The organism is Pannonibacter sp. XCT-53 (assembly GCF_009915765.1).
Taxonomy (GTDB): Bacteria; Pseudomonadota; Alphaproteobacteria; order Rhizobiales; family Stappiaceae; genus Pannonibacter; species Pannonibacter tanglangensis.
In genome coordinates, this window is record NZ_JAABLQ010000001.1 from 383,679 (window position 1) to 400,410 (window position 16,732).

Sequence of the window (16,732 nt, forward strand, 5' to 3'; positions counted from 1 at the left end):
GGATCCCCAATGTTCTATCTTCTCGGCGAACTCTCCGGTCAGCTCTCCGCGCTGAACGTGTTCCGCTACATCACCTTCCGCACCGGCGGCGCGATCATGACGGCGCTGGTGTTCGTGTTCCTGTTCGGGCCGCGCATCATCGCCGGGCTGCGCGTCCGCCAGGGCAAGGGGCAGCCGATCCGCGAGGACGGGCCGCAGAGCCACCTGCTGACCAAGAAGGGCACGCCCACCATGGGCGGACTGATGATCCTCTCGGGGATGATCGTCTCGACGCTGCTGTGGGCGGACCTCAGCAATCCCTATGTCTGGATCGTGCTGTGGGTCACGGTCGGCTTCGGCCTGATCGGCTTCTACGACGACTATCTCAAGGTGACGAAGGCCACGCACAAGGGCTTCTCGGGCAAGGCGCGCCTCGGGATCGAGTTTCTCATTGCCGGTTCGGCCGCCTTTGCGGTGACCCTGCTGGAAACCGGGCCCTTCGCCACGTCGATCGCCTTCCCCTTCCTCAAGGACCTGCTGCTCAACCTCGGCATCGTGTTCATCCCCTTCGCGGCCTTCGTGATCGTGGGGGCCGGCAATGCCGTGAACCTCACCGACGGCCTCGATGGCCTGGCGATCGTGCCGGTCATGATTGCCTGTGCCTCCTTTGCCATCATTGCCTATCTGTCGGGCAACGCGGTCTTTGCCGAGTACCTGCAGATCCACCATGTGCCGGGCACGGGCGAACTCGCGGTGCTCTGCGGCGCGGTGATCGGAGCGGGGCTCGGCTTCCTGTGGTTCAATGCCCCGCCGGCGGCGATCTTCATGGGTGACACCGGCTCGCTGTCGCTTGGCGGCATGATCGGCGCGATCGCGGTCGCCACCAAGCACGAGATCGTGCTGGCCATCATCGGCGGCCTGTTCGTGCTGGAGGCCGTGTCGGTGATCGTGCAGGTGGCCTCCTACAAGCTGACCGGCAAGCGCGTGTTCCGCATGGCGCCCATCCACCACCACTTCGAGCATCTGGGCTGGACCGAGTCCCAGGTGGTGATCCGCTTCTGGATCATCGCCGTGGTTCTCGCGCTGATCGGCCTGGCGACCCTCAAGCTGCGGTGAGGACCGGATGATCCCGATCACGAGTTTCGCCGGACAGACGGTTGCGCTTTTCGGGCTTGGCGGCTCGGGCCTTTCCAGTGCCCTGGCGCTGAAGGCCGGCGGGGCGACGGTCATCGTCTGGGATGATGCGCCGGCCCGCATCGAGGTGGCGCGCGCGCGCGGGCTCGCCGCCTCCGACCTCGCCGGCATCGACTGGGACGGCGTTGCCGCCCTCGTGCTCTCCCCCGGCGTGCCGCTGACCCATCCCGAGCCGCACTGGACCGTGCGGCTCGCCCGGGCTGCCGGGGTCGAGGTCATCGGCGACATCGAACTTTTCGTGCGCGAGCGCCGGCGGACCTGCCCCGAGGCCCCGCTGATCTGCATCACCGGCACCAACGGCAAGTCGACCACGACGGCGCTGGTCGCCCATCTCGTCCGCAGCCTCGGGCTCGACGTGCAGATGGGCGGCAACATCGGCACGCCCGTGTTCGACCTGGAACCGCCGGTGCCTGGCCGCCACTATGTCATCGAGTGCTCGTCCTACCAGATCGACCTGGCCCCCAGCCTCGACCCGACGGTCGGCATCCACATGAACCTGTCGCCGGATCATCTCGACCGGCACGGCACGATGGAAAACTACGCCGCCATCAAGGAGCGGCTGGTGGCCGGCAGCCACTCGGCCGTGATCGGGGTCGATGACCCGATGAGCGCGGCGATGGCCGACCGGCTGGCGCTGTCCGGCAAGCGGGTTCGGCGCATCTCGGGTCATCTGCCGCAGACCGACGGGGTCTATGGCGACGGCGGCCGGCTGATGATGGCCAACCAGGGCCGGCAGGAGCGCCTCGCCGATCTCGCCGGCATCGACAGCCTGCGCGGCCGGCACAATGCCCAGAACGCGGCGGCGGCCTGCGCCGCGCTCCTTGAGCTCGGGCATGCGCCGGAGCGGATCGCGGCCGCGCTGCGCACCTTCCCCGGCCTGCGGCATCGCATGCAGATCGTCGCGCGGCGCAACGGCACCCTGTTCGTCAACGACAGCAAGGCCACCAATGCCGACGCCGCCGCCTGGGCGCTGGCGAGCTATCCGCGCATCTACTGGATCGCCGGCGGCAAGCCCAAGACCGGTGGCATCGACCCGCTCGGGGAGTTCTTCCCGCGCATCGTCCGGGCCTACCTGATCGGTGAGGCGGCGGAGGCCTTTGCCCGGACGCTCGACGGCAAGGCGGCGACGGAGATCTGCGGCACGATGGATGTGGCCGTGGCGCGGGCGGCCGCCGATGCGGCGCTCGACCCGGCGGCCGAGAAGGTCGTGCTGCTGTCGCCGGCCTGTGCCTCGTTTGACCAGTACCCGAACTTTGAAGTGCGTGGTGATGCGTTTGTCGCGGCTGTCGAGGCCCTGGACGGGGCCTCGGAGACAGAAGGGGATGCCTGATGGTTTCTCGCGCCGACCGTGGTCCGCTGTCGGAATGGCTCTGGACGGTTGACCACTATCTGCTGGCGGCCTTCATGCTGCTGATGATCGGCGGGGTGGTGCTGTCCTTTGCGGCCAGTCCTCCGGTGGCCGAGCGGCTCGGCGTGGAGAGCTTCTTCTTCGTCAAGAAGCAGGCGACCTTCCTGCTGCCGTCCATGGCGGTGATGCTCGGCCTGTCGCTGATGACGCCGCGGCTGATCCGGCGCGCGGCGCTGTTCCTGCTCATTGGCGCGCTGGTGCTGCTGGTGGCGACGCTGTTCGTCGGCTTCGAGGTGAAGGGCGGGCGGCGCTGGATCGACCTCGGCATCACCACGCTGCAGCCGTCGGAATTCCTGAAGCCCGCCTTCGTCGTCATCGTGGCCTTCCTGCTGTCGGAGAGCGGGCGCCGGCGGGAAGTGCCCGGTGCGCTGCTGTCGGCGCTGCTGTTCGCGATTTCCTCGGCGCTGCTGATCGCGCAGCCGGACTTCGGCCAGACCATGCTGATGGGTCTGGCCTTCGGCGCACTCTTCTTCATCAACGGCATGCCCTGGGCGGTGATCATCGTGCTTGCCGTGCTTGGCGTCGTCGGCATGGGCTCGGCCTACCTGTTCCTGCCGCACGTGACCTCGCGCATCAACCGCTTCCTCGACCCGGAATCGGGGGACACGTTCCAGGTGGACACGGCCCGCGAGGCCTTCCTGTCGGGCGGCTGGTTCGGCAAGGGGCCGGGCGAGGGCGTGGTCAAGCGCATCCTGCCGGACAGCCACACCGACTTCGTGTTCTCGGTGGTGGCGGAGGAGTTCGGCATCATCGTCTGCATGCTGCTGGTGGCGGTCTTTGCCTTCATCATCCTGCGGGGGCTGCGCAATGCGGCGCGGGACCAGGATGCCTTCGCGCGGCTTGCGACCTCCGGTCTGGTCGTCCTGTTTGGCCTGCAGGCCATGATCAACCTGATGGTGAACCTGAACCTGGTGCCGGCCAAGGGCATGACGCTGCCCTTCATCTCCTACGGCGGGTCGTCCACCATCTCCACGGCGATCACCGCCGGCTTCATCCTGGCGCTGACGCGGCGCAAGCCGCAGCCCAAGCACAGCGAAAGCGTGATCATTTCCCGCGTCTCGCCCTCCAGCCTGATGCAACCGGGTATCCGATGACCAAGACCATCCTCCTGACCGCCGGTGGCACCGGCGGCCACCTGTTCCCGGCCGAGGCGCTGGCCACCGAGCTGGTCCGGCGCGGCTGGACCGTCGACCTCGCCACCGACGAGCGGGCCGACAAGTACGGTGCCCGCTTCCCGGCGCGCGACGTCCACATCATTGCCTCCGAGACCCTGCGCTCGCGCTCGCCGCTGGCGCTGCTGCGGACGCTCCTGAGCCTCGCGCGCGGCACCCTGCAGGCCTTCGGCGTCATCCGGCGGATCCGCCCGGCCGTGGTCGTCGGCTTCGGCGGCTATCCGACCTTCCCGCCGATGATGGCCGCGCGGCTCGCCCGCGTGCCTTCCATCCTGCACGAGGCCAATGCGGTGATGGGGCGGGCCAACCGGATGCTCGCGCGCGGTGTCGACGCCGTCGCCACCAGCGTGCCGATCGCCGGCCTTGATGCCGGCCTTGCGGCCAAGGTGCGCGAGACCGGCAATCCGGTGCGCCCGATGGTGATCGAGGCCGCAAGGCTTGCCTATCCGCCGCTCGACGGGGCCGGGCCGTTCCATCTGCTCGTGTTCGGCGGCTCGCAGGGCGCACGTTTCTTCTCCGAGCTGATGCCGGAGGCGCTGGCGCTCATGCCGGCGGACAAGCGCGCGCGTCTGCGACTGGTCCAGCAGTGCCGTCCGGAAGATCTGGACCGGGTGCGCAAGCAGCTGGAGACGCTGGGCGTCCATGCCGAGCTTGCGGCTTTCTTCACCGATCTGCCGATGCGGCTCGCCGGCGCCCATCTCATCCTGTGCCGCTCCGGCGCCTCCTCCGTGAGCGAGCTGGCCGTCATTGGCCGGCCGTCGATCCTGGTGCCGCTGCCGCACGCGCTTGATCAGGACCAGAGCGCCAATGCGCGGGTGCTGGAGGCGGTGGGCGGGGCCTGGCCCATCGACCAGAAGAACCTGACGCCTCAGGCGCTGGCCGACCGGCTCGGCAGCCTGATGGATGACCCCGAAACCCTTGCCGCTGCCGCGAGGGCTGCGGCCGGACAAGGCAAGGCGGACGCCGTGGCGCGCCTGGCCGATCTGGTCGAGCAGGTGGCAGCGCAGTCGAAGACGTGAAAGGAGACCGGCCATGAAGATGCCGCGTGAACTGGGTCCGGTGCATTTCGTGGGCATCGGCGGGATCGGCATGAGCGGCATTGCCGAGGTGCTGCACATGCTGGGCTACACCGTGCAGGGCTCGGACATGTCCGAGAGCGCCAATGTGCAGCGCCTGCGCGAGAAGGGCATTCCGGTCTTCATCGGCCATGCGGCCGAAAACCTCGGTGCGGCCGAAGTGCTTGTCGTGTCCTCCGCGATCAAGCGCGACAATCCCGAGCTGATCGCGGCACGGGAAAAGCTGATCCCGGTCGTGCGCCGTGCGGAGATGCTGGCCGAGCTGATGCGCTTCAAGCAGGCCATCGCCATCGGCGGCACCCATGGCAAGACGACCACCACCTCGCTGATCGCCGCGCTGCTGGAGGCCGGAGGCTTCGATCCGACCGTGATCAACGGCGGGATCATCAATGCCTATGGCACCAATGCGCGTATGGGCGCGGGCGAATGGATGGTGGTCGAGGCGGACGAGAGCGATGGCACCTTCGTCAAGCTGCCGGCCGACGTCGCCGTCGTCACCAACATCGACCCGGAACATCTCGACCACTACGGCGACTTCGCCGGGGTCCGCGCGGCCTTCCGCCATTTCGTCGAGAACGTGCCCTTCTACGGCTTTGCCGTGATGTGCCTCGATCACCCGGAAGTCCAGTCGCTGGTCGGCCAGATCGAGGACAAGCGCATCGTCACCTATGGCACCAACCCGCAGGCCGATGTCCGCTTCGTCGACGTGCGCTTCGAGGGAGGCAAGTCGCATTTCAGCGTGCGCTTCCAGAACCGCCGCTCGGGCGCGAGCGAGGTGCTCGATGACCTGGTGCTGCCGATGCCTGGGCTGCACAATGTCTCCAACGCCACGGCCGCCATTGCGGTCGCCAACCGGCTCGGCATCGCGGGCGCGGCGATCCGCAAGGGCCTGGCCGGCTTCAGCGGCGTCAAGCGGCGCTTCACCCACACCGGCAGCTGGAACGGTGTCGACGTGTTCGACGACTACGGGCATCACCCGGTCGAGATCCGCGCCGTGCTGAAGGCCGCGCGGGAGGCGACTGCGGGCCGGGTCATCGCCCTGGTCCAGCCGCACCGCTACACGCGTCTTGCCAGCCTGTTCGACGATTTCTCCACCTGCTTCAACGATGCCGACACGGTGATCGTCGCCCCGGTCTATGCGGCCGGCGAGCAGCCGATCGAGGGCGTCAACCGGGACAGCCTGGTCAGCGGCCTGAAGATCCATGGCCACCGCTCGGTGCTGGCGCTCGAAGGGCCGGAGGCCCTGGCGGGGATCATCGCCGAGATCGCCCGGCCGGGCGACTATGTCGTCTGCCTGGGCGCCGGCAACATCACCCAGTGGGCGCATGCGCTGCCTGGCCAGCTCGAGGCGCTGGGGCAGGGGGCGAAGGCGTGAGTCCGGATCGTCTCCTGATCCGCCTCGGCGCCGCGATCCACGGCATTCGTGGCCGGGTCTCGGGCGATGCCCCGCTCTCCTCCGTCACGTGGCTGCGTGCGGGCGGGCCGGCCAGCGTGCTGTTCCAGCCGGCCGACGAGGAGGATCTTGCCAGCTTCCTGCAGCAGCTGCCCGACGACGTGCCGGTGCTCGTCATCGGTCTCGGCTCCAATCTCTTGATCCGCGATGGTGGCTTTGACGGCGTCGTCATCCGCCTCACCGGCAAGGGCTTCGGCGCGATTGACCGTGCTGGCGAGACGGGCATTCGCGCCGGTGCCGCCGTTCCCGACAAGCGCCTCGCCGAGTTTGCGGCCGAAGCCGGTCTTGGCGGCTTTGCCTTCTATGCCGGCATTCCGGGGGCGGTCGGCGGCGCGCTGCGCATGAATGCCGGTGCCCATGGCACAGAGACCCGCGACCGGGTGGTCGAGGTCACGGCCATCGACCGGCAGGGCCGGCGTCACGTCTTGTCCCTGGCCGACATGGGCTATGCCTATCGCCACTCTTCGGCGCCCGCCGACCTGATCTTCACCTCGGCCCTGTTCGAGGGCGTGCCGACGCCCGTCGAGACGATCCGGGCGGAGATGGCGGAGGTGACGGCGCACCGCGAGAAGGCGCAGCCGATCCGCGAGAAGACCGGGGGCTCCACGTTCAAGAACCCGGAGGGCACCTCGGCCTGGAAGGTCATCGATGCGGCAGGATGTCGCGGCCTGACCATCGGCGGGGCGCAGATGTCGCAGATGCACTGCAACTTCATGATCAACACCGGCACCGCCACGGGCCATGATCTGGAGCTTCTGGGCGAGACAGTGCGCCGGCGGGTGCGCGAAACCTCGGGCATCCTGCTGGAATGGGAGATCAAGCGCCTGGGCGCTTTCCTGCCCGGACAGGCGGTGACACCCTTCCTCGACTGACGGAGTTGTTAACAGGTTTGACCCGGGTGCGGCGCGGCTGCCCCCGGGTTAACGCAATCCTTAACGCCTTGGTTAACGTTTCCTTACCAATTTGCTGCGCATTCTCGGCGTGAAACACGTGTACGGGTGAGTCGCGGCAAATGACGGGTAAACATGTAGCGGTGCTGATGGGTGGTTGGGCGCACGAGCGGCCTGTCAGCCTTTCATCGGGCAACGCCTGTGCCGAGGCGCTGGAATCGCGCGGCTTTCGCGTGACCCGCGTGGATGTCGGTCGCGATGTCGCCGCGCGCCTGGCCGACCTGCGCCCCGACGTTGCCTTCAACGCCCTGCATGGCCCCTTCGGCGAGGACGGCTGCATCCAGGGTGTGCTGGAAATCCTCGGCATTCCCTACACCCATTCGGGGGTGATGGCCTCCGCACTCGCCATGAACAAGGTCAAGGCCAAGGCCGTGATGGCGGCTGCGGGCGTTCCCGTGACGCGCCATGTGGTCGTCAACCGGCACGACATCGGCCGCGAGCATCCGATCGAGCCGCCCTATGTGCTGAAGCCGATCAACGAGGGGTCCAGTTTCGGTGTCCTGATCGTCAAGGCCGATGCGCCGCATCCGCCGCAGGAACTTTACCGCCCCGACTGGCCCTATGCCGACATCCTGATGTGCGAAACCTACATTCCCGGGCGCGAACTCACCTGCGCGGTGATGGGCGACCGGGTGCTTGGCGTTATTGACATTGTGCCAAAAGGACACGGTTTCTACGATTATGAAGCCAAGTATGCGAAAGGTGGGTCTGACCACATCCTTCCTGCAAAAATTTCACCCTTTGTTTACCAAGAAGTACAGAAACTTACCCTGACGGCGCATCGTGCGCTCGGATGCCGGGGTGTTTCTCGGGCGGATTTCCGCTTCGACGAGCAGCCGGACGGCTCCGGGGCCCTGATCTGTCTTGAGGTTAACACTCAACCCGGAATGACCCCGACCTCTCTGGTCCCGGAACTCGCCGCCCACGAGGGCATGAGTTTCGGAGACCTCGTCACCTGGATGGTGGAGGACGCAAGTTGCTCTCGCTGAGGCGCAAGGCCAAGGAAGATACTGCTTTTCCGCTCGAGGCGGAGCTCGCACCGCGCGGGCGCGGTGTCGCGCGCCTGCATCAGCGGCCGCTGTGGCGTCAGGCCGGGCGGCTGGCGGAGCTGCCGCGCGGGACGGGATCCGTCGCCGCCGTTGCCTTCCTTGCCGCCACGATCACCTATGGCGTCATTCTCGGCGGCTATGGCCGCATGGTCTCCGAGGCGCTGATCAGCGCCGCCGGGTTCGGCATCGAGACCGTGAAGCTGTCGGGCCAGCGCGAGACCAGCGATTACCAGATCCTCTCGACCCTCGGCATCGAGGACGGGGCGTCGATGGTGATGTTCGATGTCGACGGGGCCCGCGAGCGCCTGACCCAGATCCCGTGGATCAAGTCCGCCTCGGTCATGAAGCTCTATCCCAACACCCTCAAGGTGACGGTGGAGGAGCGCATCCCTTTTGCCTTGTGGCAGCGCGGGACGACGGTCTCGATCATCAACGAGCAGGGTGACGTCATCACCGATCAGGTCGACGGCCGCTACGCCAACCTGCTGCTGGTGGTGAACGAGGGGGCGCAGAAGCGCGCCGGCGAGATCATTGCCGCGCTGGACAAGGTGCCGGTGCTGCGCCCGCGCGTGCGCGCCGCCTTCCTGGTCAGCAACCGCCGCTGGGACCTGATGCTCGAGAACGGCATCACCGTGCGCCTGCCGGAGAACGGCATGGACGTGGCGCTGGCCGAGCTGGTTGAAATGGACGCCAGCACCGCGCTGCTGACGCGCGACATCGCCGCCGTCGACCTGCGTCTGGCGGACCGGGTGGTGGTCCGCCTCACCGACGAGGCGGCCGAGCGGCGCCGCGAAAGCCTCGAGGGCAAGGACCGCGTTGCCAAGCGGGGGGCGAACACATGAGCCGTCATGGAACCGCCCTCTACCTGCCGCGCATGCGCCCCCTGCCGGGGCGTCGTGCCGTTGTCATGTCTGTCCTTGATGTCGGCTCGACCAAGATCTGCTGCCTGATTGCCAAGCTGACCCCGCGCGAGGGATCGGACGTGCTGGCCGGTCGCTCGCATGCGGTCGAGGTGCTGGGCTACGGCTACCAGCGCTCGCGCGGGATCAAGTCGGGCGTGGTCGTCGACATGGATGCGGCCGAGCAGGCGATCCGTCTTGCCGTGGATGCGGCCGAACGGATGGCCGGCGTCACGGTTGAATCGGTCATTGCCAATGTGTCCTGCGGGCGACTGCAGAGCGAAATCTTCAGCGCCACCGTGCCATTAGCTGGCGAATCTGTCACAGAGGCAGACATCCAGCGGGTTCTGGTGGCCGGTTCGTCGCATTCCGCAACGGAAGGTCGTGCGGTGACGCATGCCCTGCCGATTTCCTATTCGCTGGACGGCAACCGCGGCATCCGCGACCCGCGCGGCATGATGGGCCTCAAGCTCGGGGTCGACATGCAGGTGGTGACGACGGAAGTGCCGCCGGTCCGCAATCTGGAGCTCTGCATCAACCGCGGGCATCTCCAGGTGGAAACGCTGGTGGCGACGCCCTTCGCCAGCGGCCTCTCGACCATCGTGGACGACGAGGCGGAACTGGGCGTGGCCTGCATCGACATGGGCGGCGGCACAACCACGCTGTCCGTGTTCGTTGAAGGCCAGATGGTCCATCTGGATGCCATCGCCGTGGGCGGGCAGCATGTCACCACCGACATCGCGCGCGCCTTTGCCACCCGGCTCACCGATGCCGAGCGGCTGAAGACCCTCCACGGATCGGCGCTGTCCACCAGCGTCGACGACCGGGACATGCTGACCATTCCGCCCGTCGAGGGCGAGGGGGATCTGCCCAACCAGATCCCGCGGTCGGCGCTGACCCGGGTGATCCGTCCCCGCGTCGAGGAGATCCTCGAGCTGGTGCGGGACCGCCTGACGGCCTCCGGTTTCGCCGGGCGCGTGGGCAAGCAGATCGTGCTGACCGGTGGCGCAAGCCAGCTCACCGGCCTCAGCGACGTGGCGCGCCGGATTATTGGCCGGAACGTCCGTCTGGGCAGGCCGCTCGGCGTGGCGGGTCTGCCCGAGGCAGCCAAGGGTCCGGCCTTCGCCGCGTCCGTTGGCCTGCTCATCTATCCGCAGGTGTCCCAGATCGAGCAGTTCCAACCGAAGTACAAGCGGTCTGGGTGGGGCGGAAACCAGGGATACCTGGCCCGTGTGGGCCAGTGGATCAGGGAAAGCTTCTGACGCGGGACGCCGCGTCGGGAACGGGGTAGCCGGAAACGGCGCACACAAGGGAAGAACTGGGCCCCCGAGAATCGGGTGCCCTTAGAGGGTCGCGAGGAACTAATGACCATCAACCTGAAGATGCCTGACATTCAGGAGCTGAAGCCGAGGATCACGGTTTTCGGCGTCGGCGGGGCTGGCGGCAATGCCGTCAACAACATGATTTCGGCCGGCCTGCAGGGCTGTGACTTCGTCGTCGCCAACACCGACGCGCAGGCTCTGGCCATGAACCATGCCGAACGCCTGATCCAGATGGGCGTGGCGGTGACCGAAGGCCTCGGCGCCGGGTCGCAGCCGGAAGTCGGCTGCGCGGCCGCAGAGGAGGTGATCGACGAGATCAACGATCACCTGTCCGGCTCGCACATGGTGTTCATCACCGCCGGCATGGGCGGTGGCACCGGCACGGGTGCAGCTCCCGTCATCGCACGGGCGGCCCGCCAGCAGGGTATACTGACGGTAGGTGTGGTCACCAAGCCGTTCCAGTTCGAGGGCGCGCGCCGCATGCGCATCGCCGAAGCCGGTATCCAGGAACTGCAGCGGAACGTCGACACGCTGATCGTCATTCCGAACCAGAACCTGTTCCGCATCGCCAACGCCCAGACGACCTTCGCCGACGCCTTCGCGATGGCTGACCAGGTGCTCTACTCGGGTGTGGCCTGCATCACCGACCTGATGGTCAAGGAAGGCCTCATCAACCTCGACTTTGCCGACGTGCGCTCGATCATGCGCGGCATGGGCAAGGCGATGATGGGCACCGGCGAGGCCTCCGGCGACAAGCGCGCCCAGCAGGCGGCCGAGGCTGCGATCGCCAATCCGCTGCTCGACGAAACCTCGATGAAGGGCGCCAAGGGCCTGCTCATCTCGATCACGGGCGGCAATGACCTGACCCTGTTCGAGGTTGACGAAGCCGCGACCCGCATCCGCGAGGAAGTCGATTCCGACGCCAACATCATCCTGGGTGCCACCTTCGACGAGAGCCTGAACGGCATCATCCGCGTGTCGGTCGTCGCCACCGGCATCGACAAGGAGCAGACCCTGGGAAACGCTGACATGAACGTCATGACGGCTCCGCGCGTGGACAGCGTGCAGAAGCCGATCGTGACGTCCGCGGCCCGTCCCGTGGAGGCGCGTCCTGCCGCGCCGGTGAGCTCCTTCCAGCAGGATGCAGCCTCGCGCGCGCTGGCCAGCCTCGAGCGTGAACTCTCCCTGCCGGAGCCGACCGCCGTTGCTGCCGCCTCCGACCCGGAAGTCGAGATCAAGGCCTTTCGCCCGGCTCCCGACATGATGACGTCGAAGATCCCGGCCACCGACCTCGGCGAGCCCGTCCAGGTGCCGCTGCCGGCCGAAGCGCCGATCAGCCGCCCGTACATCCCGCCAGTCGCCGAGCAGCCGGTCGCCAACCCGCGCATGCCGCGCGTGGAAGACTTCCCGCCGATCGCCCAGCGTGAGCTGCGCGCCCAGGCCGCCCGCGTGCAGGAACCGGCTCCCCAGCCGCAGATGCAGCCGGAGCCGGTCCAGCCGCACCTCGAGGACGATCACGCCGACGAACGCCGCCCGATGGGGCTGCTGCGCCGGCTGGCCTCGGGCCTGTCGCGCCACGTCGAGCCTGAGGATGTCGCCCCGGAAGCGCCGGTCCAGCCGCGCGTTGCCGCACCGGCGGCCGCTGCCCCGCAGCCGCAGATGCGTCCGGCTCCGCGCATGCCCCAGATGGCTCCGGCCCCGCGTCCCCAGATGGGCGCCGCCGGCCAGCTGGACGCGACCGGTCGTGCGCCGGCCCGCCCGCATGCGCACAGCGACGAAGACCAGCTCGAGATCCCGGCGTTCCTGCGTCGCCAGTCGAACTGAGTCGGTCCGATACGGCGTACCCCCTTCCCTGCGGAGCGGCCCGGTGGTTTCACCGGGTCGTTTCCGTTTGTTGCAAAGGGTCGGGCTTGCGCCATATGACCAAGCGAAATCAATGGCTTGTGACAGGCGTCGTCGTTACAAAGCGTAATAAAGCTTTATTTCGGGGATGCCGGGGCCGGGTCTATTGTTCGGCCAGATCGCAGAGCGTTAACAGAGCGTAGCAAGCTTGCGTAAAGCTTGAGCCGCCTCAGACGCCGGACCGAAGCAAGGCATCGTTCATGACCCACCGCACCGACTTCCAGACGACCCTGGCCGATCAGGTCACCCTCACCGGGATTGGCGTCCACTCTGGCAAGCCGGCAAGCGTCACCCTTCTCCCGGCCGATGCCGGGACCGGGATCGTGTTCACCCGCTGCGATGCCCGCGAGGATGCCCGCCTGGTGCCTGCCCGGTGGGACCAGGTGACGGCCACCGCGCTCTGCACGGTTCTGGCCGATCCCGCCCGCAACGGCGTCTCCACCGTCGAACACCTGATGGCCGCGCTGGTCGCGCTTGGCGTCGACAATGCGATCGTCGAGATGGACGGCCCGGAAATGCCGATCATGGACGGCAGCAGCGCCCCCTTCGTCGCCGCGATCGATCAGGTCGGCCTCAAGCGCCTCGACCGTGGCCGCCGCTATCTGCGCATCAAGAAGCCGGTCCGAATCGATGTCGGCTCGGCCTGGTGCGAGCTGCTGCCCTATGACGGCACCCGGTTCGAGGTGACGATCGAGTTCGAGAGCGCCCTGATCGGCCGCCAGACCTTTGCCCGCGACCTGACGCCGGACGTGTTCCGCAAGGAGCTGGCCCGCGCCCGCACCTTCGGTCAGGTGAAGGACGTCGAGAAACTCTGGGCCATGGGCTTTGCCCTCGGCTCCTCGCTGGAAAACTCCGTGGCCCTTGCCGAAGACCGGGTGCTGAACCCGGAAGGCACGCGCTGGCCGGACGAGTTCGTCCGCCACAAGGCGCTGGATGCCGTGGGGGATCTGGCGCTTGCCGGTCTGCCGATCCTCGGCCTCTACCGCTCCTTCAAGGGTGGCCACAAGATGAACCATGCCATCCTGGAAGAGCTGTTCATGCGCTCCGGCAAGGATGCCTATGACATTGTCGAGGCGCCGGTCTGGCGCGACACGACGCAGTCGGCCGGTCGTCCGGCGCTGGCTGCCGCCGCCTTCGGTCCCGACGTTTCCTGATACCCCAGCCACACTCCGGCCGCCGTCATGCCATGGCTCGACCATGGCATCCACGCCGTGCGCTCTCCGCGCGATCAGCCTGGAATATGTCCGGAGTCATCCCGGCCGAGCCGCGCGAGAGCCGGGACCGGAGCGCCGAGGCATTAATGGTGCGCAAGGCTGTATCAGACAGGGCCCCGGCCTCTCCGGTCCCGGGTCTCCGCCTCGCTGCGCCCCGGGTTGGCGCCAGACAGGTGCCATTAGCCTGTCTTGTCCCCACCCGGCCGCGCAGTCGAATCTTGCCAAAAAGGTCCCAGCTGTCCCTCCGCCACAAAAAAGCTTAAAAAACTCGACACATGCCGTGGAAGGGCCTGCCATCATCCGGTAAAAGCCATGCCTTGGAAAATGGTTGGCATTTTCCACGCGGCAGCTTAAGCCTTGGCCGAGGTCTGGGTTTGACCTGCCTGATCGATTTCCGCTCCGGTGCAGACACCGGATCGGCAATCGATCACGCATCAATACGATGGAGCCGTTCCAGTCCGGTCGATGTGGCCGGTTCGCGGGCGGTGTCCTGGGCAAGGAGTTGGTAGGCGTGCTGGACAACATCGCGACCGGGACAGTCAAGCGTCCGCGCAGGAAGACGACACTCATCCACTCCCTGCTGATTGCGACGGCTCTCGCGCTGACGGCCTGTTCCTCGAATGACGAGGATGACCTGGCGCTCGACGACACGCCGGCCGAGGTGCTGTTCAACGAGGGTCTGGCGCTGCGCAACGCGGGCCGCCTGTCCGATGCCGGCAAGAAGTTCACCGAACTCGACAAGCTGTATCCCTATTCGGAATACGCCAAGAAGTCGCTGATCAACCTCGCCTTCATCAACTTCTCCCTGGGCCGTTACCCGGAGACCGTGACCGCAGCCGAGCGCTTCACCACGCTCTACCCGGGCAGCGAGGACATGCCCTATGCCCTCTACCTGATCGGTCAGGCCTATTTCCGCCAGATCCCGGACATCACGCGCGACCAGAAGATCACCGAGCAGGCGGCGGCGGCGCTGAACGATCTCGTCACCCGCTATCCGGACAGCGAGTACACGGCCGATGCCAAGTCGAAGCTTCTGGTCGCCTATGACCAGCTCGCCGGCAAGGAGATGATGGTCGGTCGCTACTACCTGGAGCGGCGCAACTACATCGCCGCGATCAACCGCTTCAAGACGGTGGTGATCAACTACCAGACCACGCGCCACGTCGAGGAGGCGCTGGCTCGCCTGACCGAATCCTATTATGCGCTCGGCGTCGTGAACGAGGCGCAGACCGCTGCGGCGATCCTGGGCCACAACTACCCGGACAGCCAGTGGTACAAGGACTCGTTCTCGCTGCTGCAGAAGGGCGGATACGAGCCCTCCGAGGATCGCGGCAGCTGGATCAGCAAGGCCTTCCAGAACGTCCGTCTGTTCTGAGGCGGACGTCCGACACCCAGGGGGCAGGGTACCTTCGATGCTGGCGACACTCTCGATCCGCGACATCGTCCTGATCGACCGGCTGGACATCGAGTTCTCCGGTGGCATGACCGTGCTGACCGGCGAGACCGGTGCCGGCAAGTCGATCCTGCTCGACGCCCTGACCCTCGCGCTCGGCGGCCGCGGTGACGCAGGCCTCGTGCGCCATGGGGAGGTACAGGGGCAGGTGGTGGCCGTGTTCGACGTCGCCGCGCGCCACCCGGTGCGTGCGCTCCTGCGCGACAACGATGTTCCCGATGATGGCGACGTGATCCTGCGCCGGATCCAGACACAGGACGGTCGCAGCCGTGCCTTCATCAACGATCAGCCGGTCAGCGTCGGTCTGCTGCGGCAGGCCGGGCAGATGCTGGTCGAGGTGCATGGCCAGCACGACGAGCGGGCGCTGGTCGACCCCGAGAGCCACCGGCTGCTGCTCGACAGCTTTGGCCGCCTCGACGCGCTTGTCGCCGACGTTGCCGAGGCGCATGGCCGGCTGCGGGGCGCCGACAAGGCCCTGCGCGATCACAAGACCCGCATCGAGGCGGCGCGACGCGAGGCGGATTACCTGCGCTCTGCCGTCGACGACCTGACGCGCCTCGCGCCGAAGTCCGGCGAGGAGGCGGAGCTGGCCGAGCGGCGGGCGGCGATGATGCAGGTGGAGAAGATAGCCGGCGATCTCAACGAGGCCTACGAGGCGCTGAACGGCTCGGCCTCGCCGATCCCGGAGCTGGCGAGCCTGATGCGCCGCCTGGAACGCAAGGCCGAGCAGGCGCCGCAGATGCTGGGCGGGCCCGTGGCTGCGCTTGGCACCGCCCTGGATGCGCTGGAAGAGGCGCGCGGCGGTCTTGAGGCCGCGATCCGCCAGACCGATTTCGACCCGCGCGAGCTGGAGGCGACCGAAGAGCGCCTGTTCGCGCTCAGGGCGGCCGCGCGCAAGTTTTCCGTGACCGTGGACGAGCTGCCCGCGCTTGCCGCGCGCATGGCGGCCGACCTCGGGGATCTGGACGCGGGCGAGGAGAGGCTGGACGCCCTGGTGCGGGCGGCCGATGCGGCGCGTGGCGCCTATGACGCGGTGGCCGCGCGGCTGTCGGCCGAACGCCGGCAGGTCGGGGCCCGGCTGGAGGCGGCCGTGGCCGCCGAATTGCCGTCGCTGAAACTCGAGCGGGCCCGCTTCCTTGTCGAGATGACCAGCGATCCGGACAACCGCACGCCGGCCGGCGTCGACATGGTGGAATTCTGGGTCCAGACCAATCCGGGCACCCGGCCCGGCCCGATCATGAAGGTGGCCTCGGGCGGCGAGCTTTCGCGCTTCCTGCTTGCGCTGAAGGTCTCGCTCGCCGACAGCGGGTCCGTGCCGACGCTGGTTTTTGACGAGATCGACACCGGCGTCGGCGGTGCTGTGGCCGAGGCCATCGGCTGGCGTCTTGCCCGCCTTGCCCGCAGCGTCCAGGTCCTGACCGTGACGCATGCGCCGCAGGTCGCCGCGCGGGCGGACGGACATTTCCTCATCGCCAAGGAAGAGGTCGCCCCCGAGCGTGTGGCGACCCGCATCACGCCGATCGATGCGGCGCACCGCCGGGAAGAGATTGCCCGGATGCTGGCCGGCAGCGTCATCACCGACGAGGCCCGCGCTGCCGCTCAGCGGCTGCTGACAGTCAGCGAAAGCTGAGGCACTCTCCTCGCCGATCCGCATTCACAAG

13 protein-coding genes are annotated in these 16,732 nt (G+C 67.5%); all 13 read left to right on the forward strand.

Annotation, left to right across the window (positions count from 1 at the left end; translation table 11 throughout):
* The first annotated feature begins 9 nt into the window (after positions 1-9).
* The 13 genes from mraY to recN all read left to right on the forward strand — a co-directional run bounded on the left by mraY (position 10) and on the right by recN (position 16,701).
* On the forward strand, positions 10-1,095 hold the full coding sequence (gene mraY, locus GWI72_RS01835) for a phospho-N-acetylmuramoyl-pentapeptide-transferase (RefSeq protein WP_161675217.1): 1,086 nt from the start codon (positions 10-12) through the stop codon (positions 1,093-1,095).
* Positions 1,096-1,102: 7 nt separating this feature from the next.
* Positions 1,103-2,503: a UDP-N-acetylmuramoyl-L-alanine--D-glutamate ligase gene (gene murD / locus GWI72_RS01840; protein WP_161707725.1), complete on the forward strand. Its 1,401-nt coding sequence runs from the start codon at positions 1,103-1,105 to the stop codon at positions 2,501-2,503.
* Positions 2,503-3,675: a putative lipid II flippase FtsW gene (gene ftsW / locus GWI72_RS01845; protein ID WP_161707726.1), complete on the forward strand. Its 1,173-nt coding sequence runs from the start codon at positions 2,503-2,505 to the stop codon at positions 3,673-3,675. Before murD ends, ftsW begins: the two co-directional genes overlap by 1 nt.
* The gene (murG, locus tag GWI72_RS01850; protein ID WP_161675223.1) at positions 3,672-4,772 is read left to right on the forward strand and encodes an undecaprenyldiphospho-muramoylpentapeptide beta-N-acetylglucosaminyltransferase; all 1,101 of its coding nucleotides are present in this window, start codon (positions 3,672-3,674) and stop codon (positions 4,770-4,772) included. The genes ftsW and murG overlap by 4 nt, the downstream gene beginning before the upstream one ends.
* 13 nt (positions 4,773-4,785) lie before the next feature.
* Entirely contained in the window at positions 4,786-6,204 is a 1,419-nt protein-coding gene (murC, locus tag GWI72_RS01855; RefSeq protein WP_161707727.1) for a UDP-N-acetylmuramate--L-alanine ligase, read from the forward strand.
* Positions 6,201-7,154: a UDP-N-acetylmuramate dehydrogenase gene (murB, locus tag GWI72_RS01860; RefSeq protein WP_161707728.1), complete on the forward strand. Its 954-nt coding sequence runs from the start codon at positions 6,201-6,203 to the stop codon at positions 7,152-7,154. Before murC ends, murB begins: the two co-directional genes overlap by 4 nt.
* A gap of 140 nt (positions 7,155-7,294) precedes the next feature.
* The gene (locus GWI72_RS01865) at positions 7,295-8,221 is read left to right on the forward strand and encodes a D-alanine--D-alanine ligase (RefSeq protein WP_161707729.1); all 927 of its coding nucleotides are present in this window, start codon (positions 7,295-7,297) and stop codon (positions 8,219-8,221) included.
* Positions 8,209-9,123, forward strand: a complete 915-nt coding sequence (locus GWI72_RS01870; protein ID WP_161675231.1) for a cell division protein FtsQ/DivIB — start codon at positions 8,209-8,211, stop codon at positions 9,121-9,123. Before GWI72_RS01865 ends, GWI72_RS01870 begins: the two co-directional genes overlap by 13 nt.
* On the forward strand, positions 9,120-10,442 hold the full coding sequence (gene ftsA, locus GWI72_RS01875; RefSeq protein ID WP_161675233.1) for a cell division protein FtsA: 1,323 nt from the start codon (positions 9,120-9,122) through the stop codon (positions 10,440-10,442). The genes GWI72_RS01870 and ftsA overlap by 4 nt, the downstream gene beginning before the upstream one ends.
* Positions 10,443-10,544: 102 nt before the next feature.
* Positions 10,545-12,326, forward strand: a complete 1,782-nt coding sequence (gene ftsZ / locus GWI72_RS01880) for a cell division protein FtsZ (protein ID WP_161707730.1) — start codon at positions 10,545-10,547, stop codon at positions 12,324-12,326.
* Between the two features lie 278 nt (positions 12,327-12,604).
* Positions 12,605-13,558, forward strand: a complete 954-nt coding sequence (gene lpxC / locus GWI72_RS01885) for a UDP-3-O-acyl-N-acetylglucosamine deacetylase (protein ID WP_161675237.1) — start codon at positions 12,605-12,607, stop codon at positions 13,556-13,558.
* Between the two features lie 571 nt (positions 13,559-14,129).
* Positions 14,130-14,993 carry an outer membrane protein assembly factor BamD gene (locus tag GWI72_RS01890; protein ID WP_390805653.1) on the forward strand — a complete coding sequence of 288 codons (864 nt, stop codon included), beginning with the start codon at positions 14,130-14,132 and terminating at the stop codon, positions 14,991-14,993.
* A gap of 37 nt (positions 14,994-15,030) precedes the next feature.
* Complete coding sequence (gene recN / locus GWI72_RS01895) at positions 15,031-16,701, forward strand: DNA repair protein RecN (RefSeq protein WP_161707731.1); 1,671 nt, start codon at positions 15,031-15,033, stop codon at positions 16,699-16,701.
* Positions 16,702-16,732: the final 31 nt, after the last annotated feature.

What these genes read in the sequence shown, in the direction of transcription:
- mraY (WP_161675217.1), top strand. Translation starts at nt 10, where the DNA reads ATGTTCTATCTTCTCGGCGAACTCTCCGGTCAGCTCTCCGCGCTGAAC.
- murD (WP_161707725.1), top strand. Translation starts at nt 1,103, where the DNA reads ATGATCCCGATCACGAGTTTCGCCGGACAGACGGTTGCGCTTTTCGGG.
- ftsW (WP_161707726.1), top strand. Translation starts at nt 2,503, where the DNA reads ATGGTTTCTCGCGCCGACCGTGGTCCGCTGTCGGAATGGCTCTGGACG.
- murG (WP_161675223.1), top strand. Translation starts at nt 3,672, where the DNA reads ATGACCAAGACCATCCTCCTGACCGCCGGTGGCACCGGCGGCCACCTG.
- murC (WP_161707727.1), top strand. Translation starts at nt 4,786, where the DNA reads ATGAAGATGCCGCGTGAACTGGGTCCGGTGCATTTCGTGGGCATCGGC.
- GWI72_RS01865 (WP_161707729.1), top strand. Translation starts at nt 7,295, where the DNA reads ATGACGGGTAAACATGTAGCGGTGCTGATGGGTGGTTGGGCGCACGAG.
- ftsA (WP_161675233.1), top strand. Translation starts at nt 9,120, where the DNA reads ATGAGCCGTCATGGAACCGCCCTCTACCTGCCGCGCATGCGCCCCCTG.
- ftsZ (WP_161707730.1), top strand. Translation starts at nt 10,545, where the DNA reads ATGACCATCAACCTGAAGATGCCTGACATTCAGGAGCTGAAGCCGAGG.
- lpxC (WP_161675237.1), top strand. Translation starts at nt 12,605, where the DNA reads ATGACCCACCGCACCGACTTCCAGACGACCCTGGCCGATCAGGTCACC.
- recN (WP_161707731.1), top strand. Translation starts at nt 15,031, where the DNA reads ATGCTGGCGACACTCTCGATCCGCGACATCGTCCTGATCGACCGGCTG.